Source organism: Massilia sp. X63, from assembly GCF_041023745.1.
GTDB lineage: Bacteria > Pseudomonadota > Gammaproteobacteria > Burkholderiales > Burkholderiaceae_D > Telluria.
Genome location: NZ_JBFTEF010000008.1, coordinates 42,814 through 67,671, shown reverse-complemented (window position 1 = coordinate 67,671; position 24,858 = coordinate 42,814). Strand labels below are relative to the sequence as shown.

20 protein-coding genes are annotated in these 24,858 nt (G+C 66.3%); 14 read left to right on the top strand and 6 right to left on the bottom strand.

Going from position 1 to position 24,858, the window contains the following annotated elements:
* Positions 1–44: 44 nt before the first annotated feature.
* Positions 45–2,279: an NADP-dependent isocitrate dehydrogenase gene (locus AB3347_RS16695; RefSeq protein WP_369092917.1), complete on the top strand. Its 2,235-nt coding sequence runs from the start codon at positions 45–47 to the stop codon at positions 2,277–2,279.
* Between the two features lie 63 nt (positions 2,280–2,342).
* Here AB3347_RS16695 and AB3347_RS16690 read toward each other — a convergent pair whose 3' ends face one another.
* Positions 2,343–2,891 (bottom strand): pseudouridine synthase, encoded by a 549-nt coding sequence (locus AB3347_RS16690; RefSeq protein ID WP_369092916.1) that lies wholly within the window; start codon positions 2,889–2,891, stop codon positions 2,343–2,345.
* A 195-nt stretch (positions 2,892–3,086) separates the two neighbouring features.
* Here AB3347_RS16690 and icd point away from each other — a divergent pair, with 195 nt between their 5' ends.
* Positions 3,087–4,340 carry an NADP-dependent isocitrate dehydrogenase gene (icd, locus tag AB3347_RS16685; RefSeq protein ID WP_369092915.1) on the top strand — a complete coding sequence of 418 codons (1,254 nt, stop codon included), beginning with the start codon at positions 3,087–3,089 and terminating at the stop codon, positions 4,338–4,340.
* A gap of 78 nt (positions 4,341–4,418) precedes the next feature.
* Positions 4,419–4,724 (top strand): hypothetical protein, encoded by a 306-nt coding sequence (locus AB3347_RS16680; protein WP_369092914.1) that lies wholly within the window; start codon positions 4,419–4,421, stop codon positions 4,722–4,724.
* A gap of 61 nt (positions 4,725–4,785) precedes the next feature.
* Here AB3347_RS16680 and AB3347_RS16675 read toward each other — a convergent pair whose 3' ends face one another.
* Entirely contained in the window at positions 4,786–4,989 is a 204-nt protein-coding gene (locus AB3347_RS16675) for a cold-shock protein (protein ID WP_020653506.1), read from the bottom strand.
* A gap of 318 nt (positions 4,990–5,307) precedes the next feature.
* On the opposite strand from AB3347_RS16675, the gene clpS reads away from it, so the two are divergent.
* The 5 genes from clpS (at position 5,308) to AB3347_RS16650 (ending at position 13,842) form a co-directional block, all read left to right on the top strand.
* Positions 5,308–5,610 (top strand): ATP-dependent Clp protease adapter ClpS, encoded by a 303-nt coding sequence (gene clpS / locus AB3347_RS16670; RefSeq protein WP_027864722.1) that lies wholly within the window; start codon positions 5,308–5,310, stop codon positions 5,608–5,610.
* The gene (clpA, locus tag AB3347_RS16665) at positions 5,607–7,907 is read left to right on the top strand and encodes an ATP-dependent Clp protease ATP-binding subunit ClpA (RefSeq protein WP_369092913.1); all 2,301 of its coding nucleotides are present in this window, start codon (positions 5,607–5,609) and stop codon (positions 7,905–7,907) included. The genes clpS and clpA overlap by 4 nt, the downstream gene beginning before the upstream one ends.
* A 118-nt stretch (positions 7,908–8,025) precedes the next feature.
* Positions 8,026–11,403 carry a S41 family peptidase gene (locus AB3347_RS16660; RefSeq protein ID WP_369092912.1) on the top strand — a complete coding sequence of 1,126 codons (3,378 nt, stop codon included), beginning with the start codon at positions 8,026–8,028 and terminating at the stop codon, positions 11,401–11,403.
* Positions 11,404–11,533: 130 nt separating this feature from the next.
* Positions 11,534–13,126 carry a methyl-accepting chemotaxis protein gene (locus tag AB3347_RS16655; RefSeq protein WP_369092911.1) on the top strand — a complete coding sequence of 531 codons (1,593 nt, stop codon included), beginning with the start codon at positions 11,534–11,536 and terminating at the stop codon, positions 13,124–13,126.
* An 83-nt stretch (positions 13,127–13,209) separates the two neighbouring features.
* Positions 13,210–13,842 (top strand): SAM-dependent methyltransferase, encoded by a 633-nt coding sequence (locus AB3347_RS16650; protein ID WP_369092910.1) that lies wholly within the window; start codon positions 13,210–13,212, stop codon positions 13,840–13,842.
* A gap of 18 nt (positions 13,843–13,860) precedes the next feature.
* On the opposite strand, the gene AB3347_RS16645 is transcribed toward AB3347_RS16650, so the two are convergent.
* Complete coding sequence (locus AB3347_RS16645; protein ID WP_369092909.1) at positions 13,861–14,301, bottom strand: FKBP-type peptidyl-prolyl cis-trans isomerase; 441 nt, start codon at positions 14,299–14,301, stop codon at positions 13,861–13,863.
* A 96-nt stretch (positions 14,302–14,397) separates the two neighbouring features.
* Here AB3347_RS16645 and AB3347_RS16640 point away from each other — a divergent pair, with 96 nt between their 5' ends.
* From AB3347_RS16640 to AB3347_RS16625, 4 genes are all read left to right on the top strand, one after another.
* Positions 14,398–14,862 (top strand): DUF2127 domain-containing protein, encoded by a 465-nt coding sequence (locus AB3347_RS16640; RefSeq protein ID WP_369092908.1) that lies wholly within the window; start codon positions 14,398–14,400, stop codon positions 14,860–14,862.
* A 27-nt stretch (positions 14,863–14,889) separates the two neighbouring features.
* Entirely contained in the window at positions 14,890–16,197 is a 1,308-nt protein-coding gene (locus AB3347_RS16635; protein ID WP_369092907.1) for a family 1 glycosylhydrolase, read from the top strand.
* Positions 16,198–16,208: 11 nt separating this feature from the next.
* Positions 16,209–16,946 (top strand): SDR family NAD(P)-dependent oxidoreductase, encoded by a 738-nt coding sequence (locus AB3347_RS16630; RefSeq protein WP_369092906.1) that lies wholly within the window; start codon positions 16,209–16,211, stop codon positions 16,944–16,946.
* 190 nt (positions 16,947–17,136) lie between these two features.
* Positions 17,137–18,303 (top strand): diguanylate cyclase, encoded by a 1,167-nt coding sequence (locus AB3347_RS16625; protein ID WP_369092905.1) that lies wholly within the window; start codon positions 17,137–17,139, stop codon positions 18,301–18,303.
* Here the strand turns inward: AB3347_RS16625 and AB3347_RS16620 are convergent, their stop codons facing one another.
* The 3 genes from AB3347_RS16620 to prpR form a co-directional block, all read right to left on the bottom strand.
* Positions 18,304–19,476: a PLP-dependent aspartate aminotransferase family protein gene (locus tag AB3347_RS16620; protein ID WP_369092904.1), complete on the bottom strand. Its 1,173-nt coding sequence runs from the start codon at positions 19,474–19,476 to the stop codon at positions 18,304–18,306. It lies immediately after the preceding gene.
* On the bottom strand, positions 19,473–20,852 hold the full coding sequence (locus tag AB3347_RS16615; RefSeq protein WP_369092903.1) for a pyridoxal-phosphate dependent enzyme: 1,380 nt from the start codon (positions 20,850–20,852) through the stop codon (positions 19,473–19,475). The genes AB3347_RS16620 and AB3347_RS16615 overlap by 4 nt, the downstream gene beginning before the upstream one ends.
* A 169-nt stretch (positions 20,853–21,021) precedes the next feature.
* Positions 21,022–22,653, bottom strand: a complete 1,632-nt coding sequence (gene prpR / locus AB3347_RS16610) for a propionate catabolism operon regulatory protein PrpR (RefSeq protein ID WP_369092902.1) — start codon at positions 22,651–22,653, stop codon at positions 21,022–21,024.
* A 182-nt stretch (positions 22,654–22,835) separates the two neighbouring features.
* Here prpR and AB3347_RS16605 point away from each other — a divergent pair, with 182 nt between their 5' ends.
* Complete coding sequence (locus AB3347_RS16605; protein ID WP_369092901.1) at positions 22,836–23,165, top strand: DUF485 domain-containing protein; 330 nt, start codon at positions 22,836–22,838, stop codon at positions 23,163–23,165.
* Positions 23,162–24,823, top strand: a complete 1,662-nt coding sequence (locus AB3347_RS16600) for a cation acetate symporter (protein WP_369092900.1) — start codon at positions 23,162–23,164, stop codon at positions 24,821–24,823. The genes AB3347_RS16605 and AB3347_RS16600 overlap by 4 nt, the downstream gene beginning before the upstream one ends.
* The last annotated feature ends 35 nt before the right edge of the window (positions 24,824–24,858 follow it).

Genomic DNA, 24,858 nt, shown 5'->3' with positions numbered 1-24,858 from the left:
TTTTTTGACATCGCGCCAAAGCGCGAGCATCGAGGAAAAAGCGTATGAGCAGTGATCCGACCATCATCTACACCCTGACCGACGAGGCACCGCTGCTGGCGACGCACGCCTTCCTGCCAGTCGTCAGCACCTTCACCAAGCCGGCCGGCATCAAGGTCGAGCAGAGCGACATCTCGGTCGCCGCCCGTATCCTGGCCCAGTTCCCGGAAAACCTGAGCCCGGAACAGCGCGTGCCGGATGCACTTACCGAGCTGGGCAAGAAGACCCTGGAACCGGACGCCAACATCATCAAGCTGCCGAACATCTCGGCCTCGGTGGGCCAGCTGGTCGCCGCCATCAAGGAACTGCAGGGCAAGGGCTACAACCTCCCCGACTACCCGGCCGACCCGAAGACCGACGAAGAGAAGGCCATCAAGGCGAAGTACGCCAAGTGCATCGGCTCGTCCGTGAACCCGGTCCTGCGCGAAGGTAACTCCGACCGCCGCGCACCGAAGGCGGTCAAGGAATACGCACGCAAGAACCCGCACTCGATGGGTGAATGGTCGCAGGCATCGCGCACCCACGTGTCGCACATGACCCACGGCGACTTCTACCACGGCGAAAAGTCGATGACCCTGGACGCCGCCCGCGACGTCAAGATGGAACTGATCACCAAGTCTGGCAAGACCATCGTGCTGAAGCCGAAGGTCGCGCTGCAGGCCGGCGAGATCATCGACTCGATGTTCATGAGCCGCAAGGCCCTGCTGGCCTTCTACGAGAAGCAGATCGAAGACGCCAAGGACACCGGCGTGCTGTTCTCGCTGCACGTCAAGGCGACCATGATGAAGGTCTCGCACCCGATCGTGTTCGGCCACTGCGTGCGCATGTTCTACAAGGAAGCGTTCGAAAAGCACGGCGCCCTGTTCGACAGCCTCGGCATCAACGTCAACAACGGCATGGCCGACCTGTACAACAAGATCGCCGACCTGCCGGCCTCGCAGCGCGAAGAGATCGAGCGCGACCTGCACGCCTGCCAGGAGCACCGTCCGGCGCTGGCCATGGTCGACTCGGCCAAGGGCATCACCAACTTCCACTCGCCGAACGACGTGATCGTCGACGCATCGATGCCGGCCATGATCCGCGCCGGCGGCAAGATGTACGGCGCCGACGGCCGCCTGAAGGAAGTCAAGGCAGTCATTCCGGAATCGACCTTCGCCCGCATCTACCAGGAAGTCATCAACTTCTGCAAATGGCACGGCGCCTTCGATCCGAAGACCATGGGCACCGTCCCGAACGTGGGCCTGATGGCGCAGCAGGCCGAGGAATACGGCTCGCACGACAAGACCTTCGAAATCCAGGAAGACGGCGTGGCCAACATCACCGACCTCGCCACCGGCGAAGTGCTGATGAGCCAGAACGTCGAGACCGGCGACATCTGGCGCATGTGCCAGGTGAAGGACGCGCCGATCCGCGACTGGGTCAAGCTGGCGGTCACCCGCGCGCGCAACTCGGGCATGCCGGCCGTGTTCTGGCTGGACCCGTACCGTCCGCACGAGAACGAGCTGATCAAGAAGGTCAAGACCTACCTGAAGGATCACGACACGAGCGGCCTGGACATCCAGATCATGTCGCAGGTGCGTGCGATGCGCTTCACCCTGGAACGCGTCTCGCGCGGCCTGGACACCATCTCGGTGACCGGCAACATCCTGCGCGACTACCTGACCGACCTGTTCCCGATCCTGGAACTGGGCACTTCGGCCAAGATGCTGTCGATCGTCCCGCTGATGGCAGGCGGCGGCATGTACGAAACCGGCGCGGGTGGCTCGGCGCCGAAGCACGTGCAGCAGCTGGTCGAAGAAAACCACCTGCGCTGGGATTCGCTGGGCGAGTTCCTGGCGCTGGCCGTGTCGCTGGAAGACCTGGGCCTGAAGACCGGCAACAGCAAGGCCAAGGTGCTGGCCAAGACCCTGGACGCCGCCACCGGCCGCCTGCTGGACAACCGCAAGGGCCCGTCGCCGAAGACCGGTGAGCTCGACAACCGCGGCAGCCAGTTCTACCTGTCGATGTACTGGGCGCAGGAACTGGCCGCGCAGACCGAGGACGCCGAACTGGCGGCCAAGTTCGCGCCGCTGGCCAAGCAACTGGCCGAGAACGAAGCCAAGATCGTTGCCGAGCTGCTGGAAGTGCAGGGCAAGCCGGTCGACATCGGCGGCTACTACAAGGCCGACGAGGCCAAGGTGAAAGCCGTGATGCGTCCGAGCGCGACCTTCAATGCGGCGCTGGAGTCGTTCGCAGCCTGAGCCTGATCCGCTCCACATGAAAACGCCGACCTGCGGGTCGGCGTTTTTTTTCGCGTTGCGACGTTACGGATAACGCACTTCGATGAATTCGCCCGGCATCAGGGGATGCGTCGCCAGCGAAAACGGCCCGATGCTCGAGCGTACCAGGCGCAGGGTCGGCAAGCCTACCGCCGCCGTCATCCGCCGCACCTGGCGGTTCTTGCCTTCCTCCAGCGTGATCGCGATCCAGCTGGTCGGCTTGTCCTGGCGGCTGCGGATCGGCGGGTTGCGCGGCCACAGCCAGGCGGGTTCGGCGATCCGCACCGCCTTGCACGGCTTGGTCACGAAGTCGCCCAGGTCGAGCGGCGCCTGCAGGCGCGCCAGGGCGGCGGCATCGGCCACGCCGTCCACCTGCACCAGGTAGGTCTTGGCTTCCTTGTGGTCGGGGTGGGCGATCTTGTGCTGCAGCTTGCCGTCGTCGGTGAGCAGCATCAGGCCTTCGCTGTCGGCGTCCAGGCGGCCGGCAGGGTAGATGTTGGGAATGTCCAGGTAATCGGCGAGCGTTTCGCGCCCGCCCTCGCCGGAGAACTGGCACAGGACCTGGAACGGTTTATTGAAGAGGATCAGAGGCATGGATGGCGAATGGGTACATAAAGGGTGCTGCGTAGCGCCTCGGAAAATACTGGTGCATAATGCAAGATGCTAGGAAGGGGTCTTATACAAGACTTGCAGCCGTATTCCACATTGTAGATGAAATGCAGGCCAGGCCTGGCCGGAGCGCCCCGGGGCCGCGAAGCAGCCTGCCGGGCGAACACATGGGAGAACACGATGGTCCAACATATCAAGGTCCCGGCCGACGGCCAGAAGATCACCGTCAACGCCGACTTTTCGCTGAGCGTGCCGGACAATCCGGTCATCCCCTACATCGAGGGTGACGGCACCGGCGTCGACATCACGCCCGTGATGATCAAGGTCGTCGACGCGGCCGTGGCCAAGGCCTACGGCGGCAGCCGCAAGATCAGCTGGATGGAAATCTATGCCGGCGAGAAGTCGACCAAGGTCTATGGCCCGGACGTGTGGCTGCCCTCGGAAACCCTGGAGGTGCTGAAGGACTACGTGGTGTCGATCAAGGGCCCGCTGACGACCCCGGTGGGCGGCGGCATCCGTTCGCTCAACGTCGCGTTGCGCCAGGAACTCGACCTGTATGTCTGCCTGCGCCCGGTGCGCTATTTCGCCGGCGTGCCTTCGCCGCTGAAGCAGCCGGAAAAGACCGACATGGTGATCTTCCGCGAGAACTCGGAAGACATCTATGCCGGCATCGAATGGGCCGAAGGCTCGGCCGAGGTCAAGAAGGTCATCAAGTTCCTGACCGAAGAGATGGGCGTCAGGAAGATCCGCTTCCCGGAGAGCTCGGGCCTGGGCATCAAGCCGGTCTCGCGCGAAGGCACCGAGCGCCTGGTGCGCAAGGCGATCCAGTATGCGATCGACAACGACAAGCCTTCGGTGACCCTGGTCCACAAGGGCAACATCATGAAGTACACCGAAGGGGGCTTTCGCGACTGGGGCTACGCGCTGGCGCAGAAGGAGTTCGGCGCCGAGCTGATCGACGGCGGCCCATGGTGCAAGTTCAAGAATCCGAAGAGCGGCCGCGAGATCACCATCAAGGATTCGATCGCCGACGCCTTCCTGCAGCAGATCCTGCTGCGCCCGGCCGAGTACAGCGTGATCGCCACCCTGAACCTGAACGGCGACTACATCTCCGACGCGCTGGCGGCCCAGGTGGGCGGCATCGGCATCGCGCCGGGCGCCAACATGTCGGACTCGGTGGCGATGTTCGAAGCCACCCACGGCACCGCCCCGAAATACGCCGGCAAGGACTACGTGAACCCGGGTTCGCTCATCCTTTCGGCAGAGATGATGCTCCGCCATATGGGATGGACGGAAGCGGCCGATCTCATCATCGGCGCCATGGAGCGCGCGATCACCTCAAAAAAGGTCACCTACGACTTCGCGCGCCTGATGGAAGGGGCCACGCAAGTGTCCTGCTCGGGCTTCGGCGAAGTGATGATCGAGCAGATGTAAGAGGCCGCAGCACCGCTTCGGCTATGATGAAAGCCGCGTGCGCGCCGGCGCCGGGGCTTTTTGATTCTGGAGGCAGCGATGGCAGACTACGAGCGCATCGCCCGTTTCATCTACGGCTTCCACCGTTTCGCCAATCCCGAGTCGCTGCGCAAGCTGGGAGGCGAGGGAATCCTGCCGGCGGGGCTGGTCGCCCGCGGCGCCATGCTGGCGCAGCGCTTCGACGCCGTGCTGGGCGACTGGCAGGACGATGCCCGGCTCGAGCGCGCCGACTCGGTCAGCGATGCGCGCATCGCCGCACTATTGAAAGATACCCGCGACTTCGCGGCGGAACTGGCTTATGCTCGTACCCAAGGGGCCCAGTGGGAAGGCGGCAGCGAAGGCTAGGCGCGGGCAGGCGAAAAAAAACCCCGCCTGGGCGGGGTCTTCGCTTCCGGGAGGGGAATGATTACATGCCCTGGATGTTGGAAGCTTGCTTGCCTTTCGGGCCTTGCGTGACTTCGAATTGGACTTTTTGACCTTCTTTGAGGGTCTTAAAACCGTTCATATTGATTGCGGAGAAGTGTGCGAACAGATCCTCGCCGCCGTCATCAGGAGTGATGAAGCCAAAGCCTTTGGAATCATTGAACCACTTAACAGTACCAGTTGCCATAAAAGAACTTTCAAATTTTAACTAATCACACGAGCCATAAAAGCAAGAAGCTTCTTGCCCCCTCCTCAGCCTGCTCACTTCTTATCAACAAGTACATAAGTACATGTCAATAACTGCATTGTTGGCGGAACAATCTTTGAAGTCAAGCGGTTTTGGGGACCCTTTGCCAAATTTTCCACAGCAGAGCTAACGCGGCTCTTGATTTCGTCAATTGGATCGCCATCTGCGTATTCAACGGGAATCGCGTAACATGGAAGCACATGAGAACAAGCTGATGTTTACGCTTGGCACAGACTTTGAAAGCATTAAAATACGCCCATGGCTACGAAGCATGACACCGAACAGCTGCTGGAGCGGCAGACCGTAAAACCGCCACCGTTATACCAGGTGGCGTTGCTGAACGACGACTACACGCCGATGGAATTCGTGGTTGCGATCATCCAGGAGTACTTCAACAAGGATCGCGAAACGGCGACCCAGATCATGCTTTCCGTGCATCGGCATGGCAAGGGCGTCTGTGGGGTGTTTTCCAAAGATATAGCGTGTACCAAAGTGGAGTTTGTCTTAACGCATGCGCGTAAGGCAGGGCATCCCCTGCAATGCGTGATGGAGGAAGTATGATTGCGCAGGAACTTGAAGTATCCCTACACATGGCCTTTGTCGAAGCCCGCCAGGCCCGCCACGAATTCATCACCGTGGAACACCTGCTGCTGGCCCTGCTCGACAATCCATCAGCCGCCGAAGTCCTGCGTGCGTGCGCGGTCAATATCGAAGACCTGCGCAAGACCTTGACGAATTTTATCGGTGATAACACCCCGACCGTGCCGGGCACGGGCGAGGTCGACACCCAGCCGACGCTCGGTTTCCAGCGCGTGATCCAGCGCGCCATCATGCACGTGCAGTCGGCCTCGAACGGCAAGAAGGAAGTCACCGGCGCGAACGTGCTGGTGGCGATCTTCGGCGAGAAGGACTCGCATGCCGTCTACTACCTGCACCAGCAGGGCGTGACCCGCCTGGACGTGGTCAACTTCATCTCGCACGGCGTGCGCAAGGACCAGCAGCTCGACACCAGCAAGGCGTCGGAAGGCGTGGAAGAAGCGCAGGTCGAAGGCCAGGCCAAGGAAAGCCCGCTCGACCAGTTCACCCAGAACCTGAACAAGTCGGCTGCCGACGGCAAGATCGATCCGCTGATCGGGCGCGAGGAAGAAGTCGACCGCGTGATCCAGATCCTGTGCCGCCGTCGCAAGAACAATCCGCTGCTGGTGGGCGAGGCCGGTGTCGGCAAGACCGCCATCGCCGAAGGCCTGGCATGGCGCATCGTCCAGGAAGACGTGCCCGAGATCCTGCAGAACGCCGTCGTGTATTCGCTCGACATGGGCGCGCTGCTGGCCGGCACCAAGTACCGCGGCGATTTCGAGCAGCGCCTGAAGGCCGTGCTCAAGCAGCTCAAGGACACCCCGAACGGCATCCTGTTCATCGACGAGATCCACACGATCATCGGCGCCGGCTCGGCATCGGGCGGCACGCTCGACGCATCCAACCTGCTGAAGCCGGCCCTGGCCAACGGCCAGCTCAAGTGCATCGGCGCGACCACGTTCACGGAATTCCGCGGCGTGTTCGAGAAAGACCACGCACTGAGCCGCCGCTTCCAGAAGGTGGATGTGAACGAACCGTCGGTCGAGCAGACCGTGGCGATCCTGCGCGGCCTGAAGTCGCGCTTCGAAGAGCACCACGGCGTGAAGTATTCGGCCTCGGCGCTGTCGACCGCGGCCGAGCTGGCGGCGCGCTTCATCAACGACCGCCACCTGCCCGACAAAGCCATCGACGTCATCGACGAAGCGGGCGCGGCGCAGCGCATCCTGCCGAAGTCGAAGCAGAAGAAGACCATCGGCAAGACCGAGATCGAGGACATCATCGCGAAGATCGCGCGGATCCCTCCGCAGACCGTCAACCAGGACGACCGCAGCAAGCTGCAGACCATCGACCGCGACCTGCGCAACGTGGTGTTCGGCCAGGATCCCGCCATCGAAGCCCTGTCGGCGGCGATCAAGATGGCGCGCGCCGGCCTGGGCAAGCAGGACAAGCCGATCGGCTCCTTCCTGTTCTCGGGTCCGACCGGGGTCGGCAAGACCGAGGTCGCCAAGCAGCTGGCCTTCATCCTGGGCATCGAGCTGGTGCGCTTCGACATGTCCGAGTACATGGAGCGCCACGCGGTGTCGCGCCTGATCGGCGCGCCGCCGGGCTACGTCGGCTTCGACCAGGGCGGCCTGCTGACCGAGGCCATCACCAAGAAGCCGCACGCGGTGCTGCTGCTGGACGAGATCGAGAAGGCCCACCCGGACATCTTCAACATCCTGCTGCAGGTGATGGACCACGGCACGCTGACCGACAACAACGGACGCAAGGCCGACTTCCGCAACGTGATCATCATCATGACCACCAATGCGGGCGCCGAGAGCCTGACCAAGCGCTCGGTGGGCTTCGTGGACAGCAAGGCGGCAGGCGACGAGATGGCCGACATCAAGCGCATGTTCACGCCGGAGTTCCGCAACCGCCTGGACGCGATCATCAGCTTCCGCGCACTCGACGAAGACATCATCCTGCGCGTCGTGGACAAGTTCCTGATGCAGCTGGAAGAGCAGCTGCACGAGAAGAAGGTGGAAGCCGTCTTCACCGAGAAGCTGCGCAAGTTCCTCGGCAAGAAGGGCTTCGACCCGCTGATGGGCGCCCGTCCGATGTCGCGCCTGATCCAGGACATGATCCGCAAGGCGCTGGCCGACGAGCTGCTGTTCGGCCGCCTGGTCAACGGCGGCCGCGTGACGGTGGACCTGAACGAGAAGGACGACGTCGTCCTCGAGTTCCCGGAAGGCGACGCACTGCCGCCGCCGGCCCCGGCCGAGACGGTCGAGATCGAATAAGCCTCGGTCTCCCAACAAAACCGCGCCTCGAGCGCGGTTTTTTTGCATGTATGCACGTCGCGCACGGGCACACGTATGGCAAACTCTTCCTCTCGAGTAAACTTTGCCCCGCGTAAACATGACCGTGTCCCGCACCATCCTAGCCCTGTCGCTGGCGCTCATCGGCAGCCAGGCCGCCGCCGCCGATCCCTACTTCCGTTTCCCCGCCATCCGCGGCGACAGCATCGTGTTCACTGCCGAGGGCGACCTGTGGCGCACCACGCCGGCCGGCGGCAAGGCCACCCGCCTGACCACGCATCCCGCCAGCGAAACCCAGGCGGCGATCTCGCATGACGGCAAGTTGGTCGCCTTCGCCGCTTCCTACGAAGGCGCCCAGGAGGCCTATGTGATGCCGCTCGAGGGTGGCCTGCCCAAGCGCATCACCTTTGAAAATGGCGGCGTGACGGTGCTGGGCTGGACCGCGCAGGGCGAGGTCCTGGTGAGCACCGAAAATTCGGTGGGACCGTCGAAACACCGTATCGTCGCCGCGCTCGACCCGGTCAGGATGACGCGCCGCGTGCTGCCGCTGGCCGACGCCAACGACGCCGTGCTCAGCGACGACGGCCGCAGCGTGTTCTTCACGCGCATGGGCCTGTCCATGACCAACGATAACGTCAAGGCCTACCGCGGCGGCGCCCATGCCCAGCTGTGGCGCTACGAGCTGGGATCGAAGGGCGAGGCGGTGCGCCTGTTCAAGGACGACATGGCCAACAATCGGCGCGCCATGTGGTGGCAGGGCCGCATCTACTTCATCAGCGACGCCGGCGGCGCCGACAATATCTGGTCCGCGCGCCCGGACGGCAGCGACCGCAAGCAGCACACCCGGCATACGGAATGGGACGTGCGCACCGCCTCGCTCGGCGACGGCCGCATCGCCTACCAGCTGGGCGCCGACCTGCGCGTGTTCGACATCGCGGCCGGCAGCGACACCCGGGTCCAGGCCAGCCTGGTCTCGGACTTCGACCAGCAGCGTACCCGCCGCGTGCGTTCGCCGCTCGATGCGCTGACCAATATCGACGTGGCCAACAAGGTCGAACGCATCGTGCTGACCGCGCGCGGCAAGGTGACCATCGCCGGCACCGGCAGTTATCGTCGCGTCGAGATCGCCGTGCCGGAAGGCGCACGCGCACGCGGCGCCGTGTTCAGCCACGACGACAAGTGGGTGTATGCCTTTGTCGACACCACCGGCGAGAACGAAATCTGGCGCTACGCCGCCGACGGCTCGGGCAAGGGCGAGCGCCTGACCATCGACGGCGCCAGCCATCGCTCCGGCATCTATCCGTCGCCGGACGGCAGGTATCTGGCCCATACCGACAAGAAGGGCCGCACCTGGCTGCTCGACCTGCAGTCGAAAACCAATGTCATCATCGACGACGCCCAGCAGGCCGGCGTCGACCGTCCGGACCAGGTCGTGTGGTCGCCGGACAGCCGCAACCTGGCGTTCGTCCGCGTCGGCTCAAGCGAGCAACGCAACCAGATCGGCATGGTCAACCTGGCTTCGAAAAGCCTGAGCTTCGTCACCACCGACCGCTACACGGCCGACTCGCCGGTCTTCTCGCCCGACGGGAAGTGGCTGTACTTCCTGTCCTCGCGCCACTTCAACGTCGGCAATGCCGGCCCCTGGGGCGACCGCAACATGGGCCCGGTATTCGACCGCCGGGTCGGCATCTACGCCCTGGCCCTGCAGCCGGGCGTGCGCTTCCCGTTCAAGCCCGAGGACGAGCTGACCAAGCCGGAAGAAAAATCGCCGGAAGCCGCGGCACGCGCCGCGGTCCAGACCCCGGGCAAGGAAGAAGCCGACAAGACCGCCGCCGTGGCTGCGGCCGCGGCGGCCACCGCCGCCGCCAGCGCGGCAGACCCGAAGGCCAAGGCGGCGCCGACCCCGGCCATCGACTACGCCGGCCTGCGCGAGCGCCTGTACGAGGTGCCGATTGCGCCCGGCAACTACCGCGCGCTGGCGATCGACGAGAAGCGCCTGTACATCCTGGAGTCCGACAACGGCCGCAGCGGCGCGCTGAAGACCCTGGAGATCTCGCGCAGCAGCCCGCAGCCGGAAGTCTTCGTGAACAACGTGCGCGAGTTCGGCCTGAGCACCGACCGCAAGCACGTGTTCTACCGCACGTTCAATGCCAGCGGTCCGGGCGAGATGCTGATCGTTGCCGCCGGCGCCAAGGCCCCGGCCGACGTCAGCAAGGCGCGCATCAAGATCGACGACTGGGCGGTGAGCACCAATCCGCGCCTGGAGTGGAAGCAGATGTTCAACGACGCCTGGCGCATGCACCGCGACTTCCTGTACGACGCGAACATGCGCGGGGTCGACTGGGTGGCCGTGCGCAACCGGTATGCGCCGCTGGTCGAGCGCGTGACCGACCGTGCCGAGCTGGACGACGTGCTGGGCATGATGGTGGGCGAAGTCGGCGCGCTGCACTCGCAGATCCGTCCGGGCGACGTGCGCAGGGCGAGCGGCGAAGGCGTGCCCTCGAGCCTGGGCGCGGTGCTGTCGCGGGTCGCCGACGGCTTCCGCGTCGACCGCGTCTACCGGAGCGAACCGGAACTGCCCTCCGAGCGCGGCCCGCTGGCGGCGCCGGACGTCGGCGTCAAGGAAGGCGACGTCATCACCGCCGTCAACGGCAAGTCGCTGGTGGAGGCGCGCGACATCGCCGACCTGCTGCTGGACCAGGCCGACAAGCAGGTGCTGCTGCAGGTGAAGAGCCCCGAGGGCAAGCAGATGAGCAAACCCCGCCTGGTGATCGTCACCCCCGTCAACATGGCGCGCCATGCCAGCCTGCGCTACGCCGACTGGGAGCAGAGCAGGGCGCAGCAGGCCGACCAGGCTTCCAAAGGCAGGATCGGCTACCTGCACCTGCGCGCGATGACGGCGCGCGACATCAATGCGTTTGCGCGCGACTTCTATGCCAACATCAACAAGGAAGGCCTGATCATCGACGTGCGCCGCAATAACGGCGGCAACATCGACAGCTGGATCATCGAGAAGCTGCTGCGCCGCTCCTGGGCCTTCTGGAGCTCGAACGGCAAGCTGCCGCAGTCGAACATGCAGAACACCTTCCGCGGCCACCTGGTGGTGCTGATGGACGAGCTGACCTATTCGGACGGCGAGACCTTCGCGGCCGGCGTCAAGGCCCTGAAACTCGGCCCGCTGGTCGGCAAGCGCAGCGCCGGCGCCGGCGTCTGGCTCAGCGACGGCAACGTCCTGGCGGACAACGGCATGGCGCGCGTGGCGGAGTTCGGCCAGTTCGCGGCCGACGGCGACTGGCTGATCGAAGGCGTGGGCGTGACGCCGGACGTCGAAGTCGACAACCTGCCGCACGAGACCTTCGAGGGCCGCGACCGCCAGCTGGAAGTGGCGATCGAACTGCTCGAGAAGAAGATGAAGGAACAGCCGGTCATGCCGTGGAAACCGGCGGCGATCCCGGCGCTGAAGCGCGCCGCGCAGTAAGCAGGCCGGTCGGGTGGGCGGCAGGTCCGTCCACCCGGCTTGAAGACCCACGGCGGCGATGTCATCCATTTCATCGTCCTGTCACATTCAATTTCTAAACTGCAAGTATTCGATCACTCCGATACTTGCAATGCGCCCCTTCCAGCTCCAGACCGGCACCAGGATCCTCGGCTCCTTCGGCATCGTCTCCCTCCTGATCGTCCTGCTGTCGGCGGTGGCCTTGTGGCGCATGCAGGCCAACGACAGCCTCACGGCCGACCTCGTCTACGACAAGCTGGCCAAGCAGCAGCTGAGCTCCGACCTGCTCGGGATCGAGCGCCTGAACGGCTCGCGCACGCTCGCCATCGCGCGCAGCGACAGCCTCGAACTGGCCGATTATTTCGGCGCCCAGCTGGCCAGCGGCAAGCAGGGCGTGCTGGCGCTGGAAGCGCAGCTGGGCAAGCTGCCGCGCTCGGCGCGCGAAGCCGCCCTGATCGCCGAGGCCGACAAGCACAAGGCGGCGCTGGCGAAGATCGAGGCCGCGCTGTTCCAGGCCAAGGAATTCGGCCAGACCCAGACCGTCGAGCAGCTCGTCGACGGCAGCTGGGAACAGGCCTACCAGGCCCGCGTCACTGCGCTGGAAGCCCTGCTGGCGCATGAAAGCGAGGAAGCGCGCCGGCTGGCGCAGGAGTCGAACGCCGCATCGTCCTTCGGCAAGGCCCTGCTGCTGGCGCTGGGCGTGGGGGCGCTGGCCATCGGCGCGCTGCTGGCCTGGGTCCTGACCCGCAAGCTGGTCGGTCCGCTGCAGCAGGCGGTCCGGCTGGCCGAGCAGGTGGCCAAGGGCGACCTGCGCCCGGTGATCCGCCACCAGCGCACGGACGAGATCGGCCGCTTGTTCGACGCCCTCAACGGCATGACCGGCGGCGTATCCGCCACCGTGTCCCAGGTGCTGGACGGCGCCCAGGCCATCGATGCGGTCTCGGGCGAGATCGCCGACGGCAACCAGGACCTGTCGCGCCGCACCGAGCGCCAGGCAGCGAGCCTGCGCCAGACCGTCGGCGCGATGGAAGAATTGAGCGAGGCGATCGCCCGCAACAACGCCAGCGCCAGGTCCGCCCATGCCCTGGCCCAGTCGGCGTCGAGCGTCGCCACCCGCAGCGCGCAGGCGGTCGAGCAGGTGGTGGCGCGCATGGGCGCGATCAAGGCCTCGGCCGACCGGATCGTCGACATCACCGGCATGATCGACAGCATCGCCTTCCAGACCAACATCCTGGCGCTGAACGCGGCGGTGGAAGCGGCGCGCGCCGGCGCCGAGGGGCGCGGCTTCGCGGTGGTGGCGGCCGAGGTGCGCAACCTGGCCCAGCACTCGGCGACGGCGGCCCGTGAGATCAAGAAACTGCTCAAGGAATCGAGCGAGGAAATCGTGGCCGGCACCGGCATTGCCGGCGCCGCCGGCGAGACCATGCGCGCCGTGCTGGCCCACGTGCACGACGTGGCCGGCCTGCTCGACACCATCCACACCGCCAGCGCCGAGCAGGCCGGCGGGGTGGCGCGGGTCGGCCAGGCGATCGCCGAGATGGACGAGTCGACCCGGCAGAACGCGGTGATGGTCGAGCAGGCCGCCAGCGCGGCCGCGTCGATGCGCCGCCAGGCGGCCGAGCTGTCGGAACTGGTGGCCACCTTCAGGCTGCGCGCGCCGGCGGCAGCGGGCGCCGGCGCGCCGCGCGCCCTGGCGGCCGCCTGAGCAGGCGCGCATGCTGCCAAACATGCGGCGAACGGGGAGCCGGGCTTGCTGTATCATCCCGCACCTGGAAACGAAAGCCGCACATGCTCACCATCACCATCAAACAGGGCAAGGAAGCCGGCCTGCTGGCCGGCGACCCCTGGATCTACCTCTCCGCCATCGACAAGGTCGACGGCAAGCCATCCGAACGCAACAAGCAGGGCGCGACCGCGATCGTGCAATCCTCGTCGCGCAAATTCCTGGCGCGCGCCGCCTATAACGCCAAATCGCAGATTGCCGCGCGGGTCTGGACCCTGCGCGAAGACGAGCCGGTCGACCACGCGCTGATCAAGCGGCGGGTCCAGGCTGCCGTGGAGAGGCGCGCCAGCAATGCGGACGCCGATCCGCAGGCGCTGGTGCAGCTGGTCGACGGCGAACAGGATGGCCTGCCGGGCCTGCTGGTGCACGGCTACGGCGGCCCTGGCGGCTACCTGGTCTGCCAGTTCAACGCCGCCGGGGTCGACCTGTGGAAGGTGCCGGCCGTGCAGGCGCTGATCAAGGCCACCGGCTGTCCCAACGTCTACGAGCGCGCCGACGAGCTGGTGCGCAAGGCCGAAGGCTTGCCGATCACGCGGCGCGTGCTGGCCGGCGAGGAGCCGCCCCAGCGCCTGATGGTCCGCGCGGGCGGCCGCCTGGCGCCGATGGACATCCGCACCGGCTTCACCTATCCGCGCTGAGGCAGGTCGCCGAACGGATCAGCGCACTTCCAGCAGTTCGACATCGAAGACCAGGTTGGCGTTCGGCGGGATCGGACCGGCGCCCGAGCTGCCGTAACCGAGGCTGGCCGGGATGATCAGGGTGCGCTTGCCGCCGACCTTCATGCCGGCCACGCCTTCGTCCCAGCCCGGGATCACCTGGCCGCCGCCGAGCGCGAAGCTGAACGGCTCGCGTCCGCTGGAAGAGTCGAACTGGGCGCCGCGCTTCGATTCCGTATTCGGTTCGTACAACCAGCCGGTATAGTGGACGACCACGGTCGTGCCCTTGGTCGCTTCCTTGCCGGTGCCGGTCACGGTATCGATCTTCTGCAGGGCGACGCTGTCGGCCTGCACGGATTGCGGGGCTTCGGCGCGCTTGCAGCCGGTGGCGGCCAGGGCCAGGGTCAAGCCGAGGATGCAGTGGGAGAGCAGCTGTTTCAAGGTAATCCTTCGTGATGTGTTGAGGGGTGGGCCTGCCGCAGTATACATTGCAGTCTGGTCAAGACAACGGCAGCAGGCTGCCCACAGGAGAAAGCCATGCACCTGGCGCAGGGACTTCGTACCGTGGCCGTGCTCGAGGCGGCAAAAGGCGCCGTGGTCTTGCTGACCGGCTTCGGCCTGTTCGCGCTGCTGCACCAGGACGTCCAGCGCTTCGCCGAGGCGCTGGTGCGACACGCGCACCTGAATCCCGCTTCCCATACGCCGCGCGTGTTCATCGACTACGCCGGCCGGCTGGACGATGCGCGCCTGATGCAGCTGGCCGCCGCGGCGCTGGCCTACTCGGCCGTGCGCCTGGTCGAGGCCTATGGCCTGTGGCATGGCCGCGCGTGGGGCGAAGCCTTTGCCGCGCTCAGCGGCGCCATCTACCTGCCTTTCGAGCTGGACGAACTGCTGCGCCGCCCGGGCCTGCTCAGCATCGGTTTGCTGGCGCTTAACCTGGCGATTGTCGCCTTCATGGTCTACAGTCTGAGAAGGCGCCGCGCAGTCCGCCGCCCCCCTTGAATACCGGCAAGTCAACCAGGACAGCCCATGGTAGCGAACCAGCCCGGATTTCTCTTTGCCACCGGCATCGAGAACAGCATCCCGACCATCGCCGGCGGCCGGGTGCGCATGGACGAGATGGACAAATGCGGCCACTATCGCCACTGGCGGCGCGATTTCGACCTGGTGCAGGAAATCGGCATCCGCTTCCTGCGCTACGGGCCGCCGCTGCACACGACGCTGGTCGGCCCGCAGCGCTACGACTGGTCGTTTGCCGACGAGACCTTTCCCGACCTGCGGCGCCGCAGCCTGGTCCCGATCGTCGACCTGTGCCACTTCGGCTTGCCCGATTTCCTCGGCAATTTCCAGAACCCGGATTTCCCCGCCATCTTCGCCGCCTATGCGCGCGCGTTTGCCCAGCGCTACCCCTGGGTCCAGCTGTACACGCCGGTCAACGAGATGTCGATCAGCGCGCTGTTCTCGGCCCTGTACGGCTGGTGGAACGAGCAGCTGCGCAGCGACCGGGCCTTCGTGACGGCGCTCAAGCACCTGGTCAAGGCCAACCTGCTGGCCATGCGCGCCATCCTGGACGTGCGCCCGGATGCCCTGTTCGTGCAGAGCGAATCGTCGGAGTATTTCCACGCCAAGTCGCCGGCCGCGATCGGCCCGGCCGAGACCATGAATGCGCGCCGTTTCCTGTCGCTCGACCTGAACTACGGCCGCCGCGTCGACTCCACCATGTACGAGTACCTGCTCGACAACGGGATGACGCGCGAGGAATACCACTTCTTCCTGAATAACAACCTGAAGCACCACTGCATCATGGGCAACGATTATTACCAGACCAACGAGCACCTGGTGACGGCGGACGGCGCCAGCACCGCGTCCGGCGAGATCTTCGGCTATGCGGTGATCACGCACCAGTACTACAACCGCTACCGGCTGCCCGTGATGCATACCGAGACCAACCTGTGCCAAGGGCCCGGCGGCGACGAAGCGGTGAAGTGGCTGCGCAAGGAGTGGGCCAACGTACTGCGGGTCCGTAACAACGGCGTGCCCCTGGTCGGCTTCACCTGGTATTCGCTCACCGACCAGGTGGACTGGGACACCGGCCTGCGCGAGAACAACGGCCACGTCAACGCCCTGGGCCTGGCCGACCTCGAGCGCCGCCTGCGTCCGGTCGGGCAGGCCTACCGCGACCTGATCCGCGACTGGACCGAAGTGCTGCCGACGCAGAGCGTGTGCCTGCAGGTGCCGCTGGCGCTCGATGACGACTATCCGGCCTTCGGCGCGGCCCTGCAGCGGCCGGCGCAGGATAGCTCGGCGGCGACCGGCGCCCCCAGGAACACCGAGTGAGGGAGGACGGCATGCGTTTCACCGACAAGGTCGTGCTCGTCACCGGCGCGGCCGGCGGCATCGGCCTGGCGACGGCGCTGCGTTTTGCGGCCGAGGGCGCGCGCCTGGTGCTGGCCGACCGCGACGCCGCGGCCCTGCCGGCGGCCGCCGCCGCGCTGCGCGGACCGGCGCAGGCCGAGGCGCTGCAGGTGGTGTGCGACGTCGGCGTGGAACAGGAGGTCGCCGCCGCCGTCGGCCAGGCCATGGCGCGCTTCGGCCGGCTGGACGTGGTCGTCAACAATGCCGGGCTGATGGTGTTCAAGCCCATCGTCGAGCTCGACGCCGCCGACTGGCTGAAGGTGCTGCAGGTCGACCTGCTCGGCGCCTTCTTCTTCATCAAGCAGGCCTTCCTGCACATGGAGCAGGGCGGTGCGGTGGTCAACGTGTCCAGCGTGCACGCGCTGGAAACCGAAGTCCATGTGGCGCCCTATGCGGCGGCCAAGGCCGCCTTGCTGTCGCTGACGCGCTCGGCGGCGCTGGAGGGCGGGCCCAAAGGCATCCGCGTCAACGCCGTCCTGCCCGGCGCCATCGACACCCCGATGCTGTGGAATAACCCCCAGGTGCAGTCCGGGGTCGAGCGCATCGACCAGGCCGAGGTGGGGCGGCCCGGCGACGTCGCCGCCGCGATCGCCTTCCTGGCCTCCGGCGAAGCCGCCTTCGTCCAGGGCGCCTCGCTGCTGGTCGACGGCGGGCGCCTGTGCCAGTTGTAGACAGCCTGGCGCGTCGGCACCCTGCGGCGCGCGCACGCAGCCACTCGAAAGTTGTCTGAATGAAATTCTTCGGGGCTCTGTTTTATTTCCAAATGAACATTAATCTTTGCTTCCGAGGTACAATCGCCGTTTGTCTTGCTGGGCTACATCTGCAAACGCCACGCATCCGTATTCCATTCCTGGGTATCCCGTGCCGTACCAAGATCCATCGTTCATCCGCCCCACCATCCATCCGTGGCGCGCCGAATTCGCTGACGCGGCACTGGAACAGCGCTTCCTGCACCATGTCATGCCGGAGCGCAACGCCCAGCTGAAGGCAAGCCTGCTGTTCGCCGCGTTCTGCTACGTCCTGTTCGGCGTCACCGACATCGCTACCCTGGGCCTGGGCCCGACTGCCTGGATGCTGCTGGGGCTGCGCGCGGGTGTTGCGCTGGTGGCGCTGGCCGGCCATGCCGCCGTCTCGCGCCATCCCCGTTCGGCACGGGTCTCGGAGCTGGCAGCCTGTTCCGCGCTGGTGGCGGCGCTTGCCGTGTTCATGGCGGTGGCCTGGTTCCAGCCCAGCGCGATGCCATGGAATACGATGTCGCATGCGCTGTTGCTGATGGTGATCTACGTCATTTTCCCGAATCGCTTCGTGTATGCCCTGGCCATGGGGATCGGCTCCAGCATCTTCTTCGCGGCCATGCTGTTCTCCCACTTCCCGCTGAAGACGGACGACCTGCTGACCCTGGTCTTGCTGCTGGTCTGCGGCAACGCCATCGGCTATATCGCGGCGCGCCGCTACCACGTCGCCCAGCGCGAGCAGTTCCATGCCACGGTCTTGCTGCAACAGCTGGCCGAGCGCGATGCGCTGACTGGCTGCTACAACCGCCGGGTCTTGCAGCGCGGCTTGCTGGATGCCGAACTGGCACAGGCGCGCCGCAAGGGCACGGCCTTGTCGGTGATCCTGTGCGACATCGACCATTTCAAGCGCATCAACGACACCCATGGGCATGCATCCGGCGACGTGGTGCTGGACAAGTTCGCCGGCTTGCTGAAGGCGATGACGCGCGCCTCGATCGACAGCGTCATCCGCTATGGAGGAGAGGAATTCCTGGTGGTGCTGCCGCAGACCGACCTGGCGGGCGCGCAGGCGCTGGCCGAACGCATCCGCGCCGCGTTCGCCGCCAGCGCAACGCCGGCGGTGGATGGCAGAGCGATGCTTGCCACCGCCAGCTTCGGCATCGCCACCGTGCCCGAGCGGACGCCCCATCCGCCCGCGCGCTACGAAACCCTGGTCGACGCCGCCGACGCCCAGCTGTACGCGGTCAAGCGCGGTGGGCGCAATGGGGTGCGCGCCACCAGCGTCGCGGCGTGATCAGATCGCGGCCAGCGCGCGGCGCAGGTCGTCGCGCTGGTCTTCCAGGTGCTCGATGCCGACCGACAGGCGGATCAGGCCGTCGCCGATGCCCAGCTGGGCGCGCTGCTCGGGCGGGATGCTGGCGTGGGTCATCAGGGCCGGGTGCTCGATCAGGCTCTCGACCCCGCCCAGGCTCTCGGCCAGGGTGAACACCTCGCAGGCTTCCAGGAAGCGCCTGCTTCCGGCCAGGTCGGTTGCCAGGTCGATCGACACGATGCCCCCGAAAGCGCTCATCTGGCGCCGCGCCAGCGCATGCTGCGGATGCGACTCCAGCCCCGGATAGAACACCTTGCGTACCTTGGGCTCGCGTTCCAGCCACTGGGCCAGGGCCAGCGCGTTGGCGCTGCTGCGTTCCACGCGCAGGGCCAGCGTCTTGATCCCGCGCAGCACCAGGAAGCTGTCGAAGGGCCCCTGGATCGCGCCCACCGCGTTCTGGATGAAGCCGAGCTGCTCGGCCAGCGCGGCGTGGCGTTCGTCCGTGCCCACCACCGCCACGCCGCCGATCACGTCGGAGTGGCCGTTCATGTACTTGGTGGTCGAGTGCACCACGATGTCGAAGCCCAGTTCCAGCGGGCGCTGGTTGACCGGGCTGGCGAAGGTGTTGTCGCACACGGTGACGATGCCGCGCGCACGGCACAGCTGGGCGATCGCCGCCAGGTCGGCCAGCTTCAGCATCGGGTTGGTCGGCGTCTCCACCCATACCAGCCTGGTTTCCGGCCTCAGGGCCCTGGCCAGCGCGTCCGGATCGGTCAGGTCGGCATAGCTGAACGCATGGCCGGCGCTCTTGCGGCGCACCCGCTCGAACAGGCGGAAGGTGCCGCCGTACATGTCGTCGCCGGCCACGATGTGCGAGTTGGCCGGCAGCAGCTCCAGCACCGCCGCGATCGCCGCCAGGCCCGAGGCGAAGGCGAACGCCGCGCTGCCGCTTTCGATGTCGGCCACGCAGCGCTCCAGCGCCCAGCGGGTCGGGTTGTGCGAGCGGCCGTAGTCCAGGCCCTTGTGCACGCCCGGGCTCTCCTGGCGGAAGGTCGAGGTGGCGAAGATCGGCGGCATCACGGCGCCAGTGCCCGGCTCCGGCGCCTGGCCGCCGTGGATCACGCGGGTCGCAAGCTGTTTTTTCGTGTCCGTCATGAGAGCGTCCTTCGCAGGTGGTTGAGCAGGTCGTAGCGGGTGATCAGGCCATAGAAATGCGCGCCGTCGGCGATCACGGCGGTCAGTCCGCGGTCGAGGATCTCGCGCAGGTGGCCCATGCTGGCGCCGGGCAGCAGGGTCTGGAGCGAGGAGCTCATGGTGCTTGAAACCGGCGCGCTGAAGTGCTTGGGCTCGGCCGTCACGTGCAGCAGTAGGTCGGACTCGTCGATCAGGCCGACCAGGCGGCCTTCCTTGTCGACGACCGGCAGCTGCTGCAGGTCGGCGTTGCGCATGCGGTTGAAGGCGGTCAGCAGGGTGTCGGTCGGCGCCGCGGTGACCACTTCGCCCTGGTCGTAGCGGCGGCCGATCAGGTCGCGCAGGTCGCCCGTCTTCGGGCGCGTGATCAGGCCCTGGTCGACCATCCAGCCGTCGCTGTAGACCTTGCTCAGGTAGCGGGTGCCGGTGTCGCACACGAAGCTGACCACGCGCTTCGGACGGGTCTGCTCGCGGCAGTAGCGCAGCGCGGCCGCCAGCAGGGTGCCGGTCGAGGAGCCCCCCAGGATGCCTTCCTGCTGCAGCAGCAGGCGCGCGGTGTTGAAGCTTTCCTCGTCGGGGATGGTGTAGGCCTTCTTCACGCGCGACAGGTCGGCGATGCCGGGAATGAAGTCTTCGCCGATGCCTTCCACCGCCCACGCGCCGGCATCGGTGCGCAGCACGCCGGTGTTGATGTAGTCGGCCAGGATCGAGCCCTTCGGGTCGGCCAGCACGAATTCGAGCAGGGGCTGGGTCTTCTTGAAATAGCGCGACAGGCCGGTGAGCGTGCCCGAGGAGCCGACGCCGACCACGATCGCGTCCAGCCGGTGGTTGACCTGGTCCCAGATCTCGGGGCCGGTGCTGGTTTCGTGGGCGCGCGGGTTGGCCGGGTTGTTGAACTGGTCGGCGAACCAGGCCCCGGGAATCTCTTTCGCCAGGCGCGCCGCGTAATCCTGGTAGTACTCGGGGTGGCCCTTGCCGACGTCGGAGCGCGTCAGGTGGATTTCGGCGCCGAGCGCCTTCAGGTGCAGGATCTTCTCGGCCGCCATCTTGTCGGGCACCACCAGCACCACGCGGTAGCCCTTGATGCGGGCCACCAGCGCCAGGCCCAGACCGGTATTGCCGGCGGTGGCTTCGACCACGGTGCCGCCGGGCTCCAGCAGGCCGTCGTGCTCGGCCTGCTCGATCATGGCGCGGCCGATGCGGTCCTTGATGGAGCCGCCGGGATTCTGCGATTCGAGCTTCAGGAACAGCTGGCAGGGACCGGTGTCGATGCGGGTGACTTCGATCAGGGGAGTGTCACCGATCAGGGAAAACAATGCAGCTTGCGACGCGTGTTGCATAGTGCCTCCGTCAGGCCGGGCAGGGGCCCGGGCGGTGCGCCACTTCATGGGTGGACGCTAGTCGAAGAGCTGGCGCTTGCTTGGGGTTGGATGGGCGCCAGGCCATGTAAAAAAGACATGATACGGCGATAATTCAACATCGTGTTGACGAAACATGGTGCCAGGCGCCCTATGGATTCTTCAGTCGCCGCCACAGGGTGGTGCGGCTGATCCCCAGGTGCCTGGCCGCCGCGTCGCGCTGCCCGCCGAAGCGTGCCAGCACCTCGGCAATGCTTTCCGATTCCGCTGTGGGCGCAGGCAATGCGGGCGCTTTGTCGGCCCCCTTTGCTAGCTCCGGGGCAATCGATACCAAGAAACTCGGGGTCAGCGCCTGCAGCGGTTCGGCCGCCAGGAACAGCGCCAGCCGCTCCATCAGGTTGCGCAGTTCGCGCACGTTGCCCGGCCAGCCATAGCCCTCGAGCAGCGCGGCGCAGGCCTTGATCTCGGCATGCAGGTTCGGATGCGGCTTGGCGCCGAGCGCCGCCAGCGCGTTCTTGAGCGACCATTCGCTCAAGGGGACGATGTCGGCCACGCGCGCGCGCAGCGGCGGCAGCGCCAGGCGCAGCACCGCCAGCCGGTAGAACAGGTCGGCGCGGAAGCGCCCCTCGCGCACGCGCGCCTCCAGGTCGCAGTGGGTGGCGCTGATCACGCGCACCTCGATCGGCACCGGCCGGGTGCCGCCCACCCGCATCACTTCGCGCTCTTCCAGCACGCGCAGCAGGCGGGTCTGCAGGCCGAGCGGCATTTCGCCGATCTCGTCGAGGAACAGGGTGCCGCCGTTGGCGGCCTCGAACAGGCCGGCGTGGCCGCCGCGGCGCGCGCCGGTGAAGGCGCCTTCCTCGTGGCCGAACAGTTCGGATTCGAGCAGCGATTCGGCGATCGCGCCGCAGTTCACCGCCACGAAGGGCCGGTTGGCGGCGCGGTGCGCGCCTTCGCGGTGGATTGCCTGCGCCACCAGTTCCTTGCCGCTGCCGGTCTCGCCCTGGATCAGCACGGTGGCCGGCGAGCGCGCGTACAGCACCACGGTCTGGCGCAGCCGTTCCATCGCGGCCGACTCGCCGCGCAGGTCATGCAGGCCGCGGCGCGCGCGCCGGGTGTCGGCGCCGGCGCCGCTGCCGTTCCTGCGCCCGCGGGCGGCCTCCAGCCGGGTCAGGCGCGCCATCTCGAGGGCGTCGTCGAAGGCCTGGCGGATCGACGCCGCCGAGTACAGGAACACGCCGGTCAGGCCGGCTTCCTCGGCCAGGTCGGTGATCAGGCCGGCGCCGACGATCACCTCGATGCCCGCCGCCTTGAGCTCGTTCATGCCGGCGCGCGCGTCTTCCTCGGTGACGTAGGTGCGCTGCGCGATGGCGATGCCGAAGGTGTCGGCGAACTCGGCCAGCTCGCGCAGCGGCGCCTGGTAGGTGATCACGCCGATGCGGGGCGACACCCGGCGCGCGCGCGCCAGCGCCTGCATCACGTCGAAGCCGCTGGCCTTGGCCACCACCACCGGCACCGAGATCCGGCCCTTCAGGTAGGCGGCGTTGGAGCCGGCGGCGATCACCACGTCGCAGTGCTCGGTGGCGAGGCGCTCGCGCAGCGTGCGCGCGGCTTCGTCGAAGCCGAGGTGCAGCGGTTCGATCGAGGCCAGGTGGTCGTACTCGAGGGTGATGTCGCGGAACAGGTCGGACAGGCGCGACACCGACACGGTCCAGATGACCGGCCTGTCGTCCTTGTCCCCGGGGGCGGCGCTGCGGGCGGGGTTGGGTACGGCGTAACTCATGTTTCAAGTGTAGCCCATTCTCCGGGTCATGTTTCATTTTGAAACGCATGCGCCTGCCGGCCGTGCACAGGCAGCCGTAATCAGCAGCCGTAAGAATGCGGTAAGGGCAGGCCCGTAGGATGAAGTCAGCCTGGCAGATTTGCATCGTCCGAAGGCATCACGATAAATACTAGGAGACAAAAGTGGAACAAGACATCGTACAGCGGGTCAAGGCCGACCCCAATTACCGCAAGCTGGTCACGAAACGCTCGCGTTTTGGCTGGACGCTTACCTGGAGCATGATGGTCGTGTACTACGGCTTCACCTTGCTCTGCGCCTTCGACAAGGAATTCATGGGCAGCCGCATCGGCGCCGGCGTCATGACCTGGGGCATCCCCCTGGGCCTGTTCGTCATCCTGTTCACCGTGGTCGTGACCGCCGTCTACGTGCGCCGCGCCAACAGCGAGTACGACCAGCTGACCGAGGCCATCAAGGCCAACGTCGCCGGCGGCGGCAAGAAGGTGGCAGCATGAAGGCCCTGCACCGTAGCGCCATCGCATGCGCCCTGCTGGCGGCGAGCGCCGCCGCCATGGCCGCGCCCGACCTCGGCCAGGCCACCAAGCAGCCGACCAACTGGACCGCGATCAGCATGTTCGCGATCTTCGTCGTGCTGACCCTGTTCATCACCAAGTGGGCCGCCGCCAAGACCCGTTCGGCCTCCGACTTCTACACCGCCGGCGGCGGCATTTCCGGCTTCCAGAACGGCCTGGCGATCGCCGGCGACTTCATGTCGGCCGCGTCCTTCCTGGGCATTTCCGCCGCCGTCTTCCTCGACGGCTTCGACGGCCTGATCTACGCGATCGGCTTCCTGGTCGGCTGGCCGGTGATCACCTTCCTGATGGCCGAGCGCCTGCGCAACCTGGGCCGCTTCACCTTCGCCGACGTTGCCGCCTACCGCTTCCACCAGAAGCCGATCCGCGTGTTCGCGGCCTCCGGCACCCTGGTGGTGGTGGCCTTCTACCTGATCGCGCAGATGGTCGGCGCCGGCCAGCTGATCAAGCTGCTGTTCGGCCTGGAATACTGGATCGCGGTGGTGATCGTCGGCCTGCTGATGATGGTCTACGTGCTGTTCGGCGGCATGACCGCGACCACCTGGGTGCAGATCATCAAGGCCGTCCTGCTGCTGTCGGGCGCCTCGTTCATGGCCTTCTCGGTGCTGGCGCAATACAACTTCAGCCCGGAACAGCTATTCTCGGCCGCCACCGACGTGCATACCAAGGGCAATTCGATCATGGGCCCGGGCACCTTCCTGAAAGACCCGATCTCGGCGATTTCCTTCGGCATGGCGCTGATGTTCGGTACCGCCGGCCTGCCGCACATCCTGATGCGCTTCTTCACCGTCCCGAGCGCGAAAGAGGCGCGCAAGTCGGTGCTGTGGGCCACCACCTGGATCGGCTACTTCTACATCCTCACCTTCATCATCGGCTTCGGCGCAATCGTGCTGGTGGGCACCAATCCGGACTTCAAGGATGCGGCCGGCAAGCTGCTGGGCGGTAACAACATGGCGGCGGTGCACCTGGCCAAGGCCGTGGGCGGCGACATCTTCCTGGGCTTCATCTCGGCGGTGGCGTTCGCGACCATCCTGGCCGTGGTGGCCGGCCTGACCCTGTCGGGCGCCTCGGCCGTGTCGCACGACCTGTACGCCACCGTGTTCAAGAAGGGCAAGGCCAACAGCGCCGACGAACTGAAGGTCTCGAAGATCACCACCATCGTGCTGGGCATCGTGGCCGTGATCCTCGGCATCGCCTTCGAGAAGCAGAACGTCGCCTTCATGGTGTCGCTGGCCTTTGCCATTGCCGCCTCGGCCAACTTCCCGGTGCTGTTCATGTCGGTGCTCTGGAAAAACTGCACCACCCGCGGCGCCACCGTCGGCGGCTTCCTGGGCCTGGCCACCGCGGTCGCGCTCACCGTGGTGTCGAAGTCGGTGTGGGTCGACGTGCTCGGCCATGCCGCACCGATCTTCCCCTACACCTCGCCGGCGATCTTCTCGATGGCGGTGGGCTTCATCGGCATCTGGTTCTTCTCGGTGACCGACAAGAGCCCGCGCGCCGCGATCGACAAGGCCGGCTTCGAGGCGCAGGAAGTGCGTTCGGAAACCGGTATCGGCGCCGCCGCAGCCAGCGCCCACTAAAAATCCTGGGCTTTCGTTTGAACCCCGCTACGGCG

What these genes read in the sequence shown, in the direction of transcription:
- AB3347_RS16630 (WP_369092906.1), top strand. Translation starts at nt 16,209, where the DNA reads ATGCGTTTCACCGACAAGGTCGTGCTCGTCACCGGCGCGGCCGGCGGC.
- AB3347_RS16680 (WP_369092914.1), top strand. Translation starts at nt 4,419, where the DNA reads ATGGCAGACTACGAGCGCATCGCCCGTTTCATCTACGGCTTCCACCGT.
- AB3347_RS16635 (WP_369092907.1), top strand. Translation starts at nt 14,890, where the DNA reads ATGGTAGCGAACCAGCCCGGATTTCTCTTTGCCACCGGCATCGAGAAC.
- AB3347_RS16695 (WP_369092917.1), top strand. Translation starts at nt 45, where the DNA reads ATGAGCAGTGATCCGACCATCATCTACACCCTGACCGACGAGGCACCG.
- AB3347_RS16640 (WP_369092908.1), top strand. Translation starts at nt 14,398, where the DNA reads ATGCACCTGGCGCAGGGACTTCGTACCGTGGCCGTGCTCGAGGCGGCA.
- icd (WP_369092915.1), top strand. Translation starts at nt 3,087, where the DNA reads ATGGTCCAACATATCAAGGTCCCGGCCGACGGCCAGAAGATCACCGTC.
- clpA (WP_369092913.1), top strand. Translation starts at nt 5,607, where the DNA reads ATGATTGCGCAGGAACTTGAAGTATCCCTACACATGGCCTTTGTCGAA.
- AB3347_RS16650 (WP_369092910.1), top strand. Translation starts at nt 13,210, where the DNA reads ATGCTCACCATCACCATCAAACAGGGCAAGGAAGCCGGCCTGCTGGCC.
- AB3347_RS16600 (WP_369092900.1), top strand. Translation starts at nt 23,162, where the DNA reads ATGAAGGCCCTGCACCGTAGCGCCATCGCATGCGCCCTGCTGGCGGCG.
- AB3347_RS16675 (WP_020653506.1), bottom strand. Translation starts at nt 4,989, where the DNA reads ATGGCAACTGGTACTGTTAAGTGGTTCAATGATTCCAAAGGCTTTGGC.
- AB3347_RS16690 (WP_369092916.1), bottom strand. Translation starts at nt 2,891, where the DNA reads ATGCCTCTGATCCTCTTCAATAAACCGTTCCAGGTCCTGTGCCAGTTC.
- AB3347_RS16620 (WP_369092904.1), bottom strand. Translation starts at nt 19,476, where the DNA reads ATGACGGACACGAAAAAACAGCTTGCGACCCGCGTGATCCACGGCGGC.
- prpR (WP_369092902.1), bottom strand. Translation starts at nt 22,653, where the DNA reads ATGAGTTACGCCGTACCCAACCCCGCCCGCAGCGCCGCCCCCGGGGAC.
- clpS (WP_027864722.1), top strand. Translation starts at nt 5,308, where the DNA reads ATGGCTACGAAGCATGACACCGAACAGCTGCTGGAGCGGCAGACCGTA.
- AB3347_RS16660 (WP_369092912.1), top strand. Translation starts at nt 8,026, where the DNA reads ATGACCGTGTCCCGCACCATCCTAGCCCTGTCGCTGGCGCTCATCGGC.
- AB3347_RS16655 (WP_369092911.1), top strand. Translation starts at nt 11,534, where the DNA reads ATGCGCCCCTTCCAGCTCCAGACCGGCACCAGGATCCTCGGCTCCTTC.
- AB3347_RS16615 (WP_369092903.1), bottom strand. Translation starts at nt 20,852, where the DNA reads ATGCAACACGCGTCGCAAGCTGCATTGTTTTCCCTGATCGGTGACACT.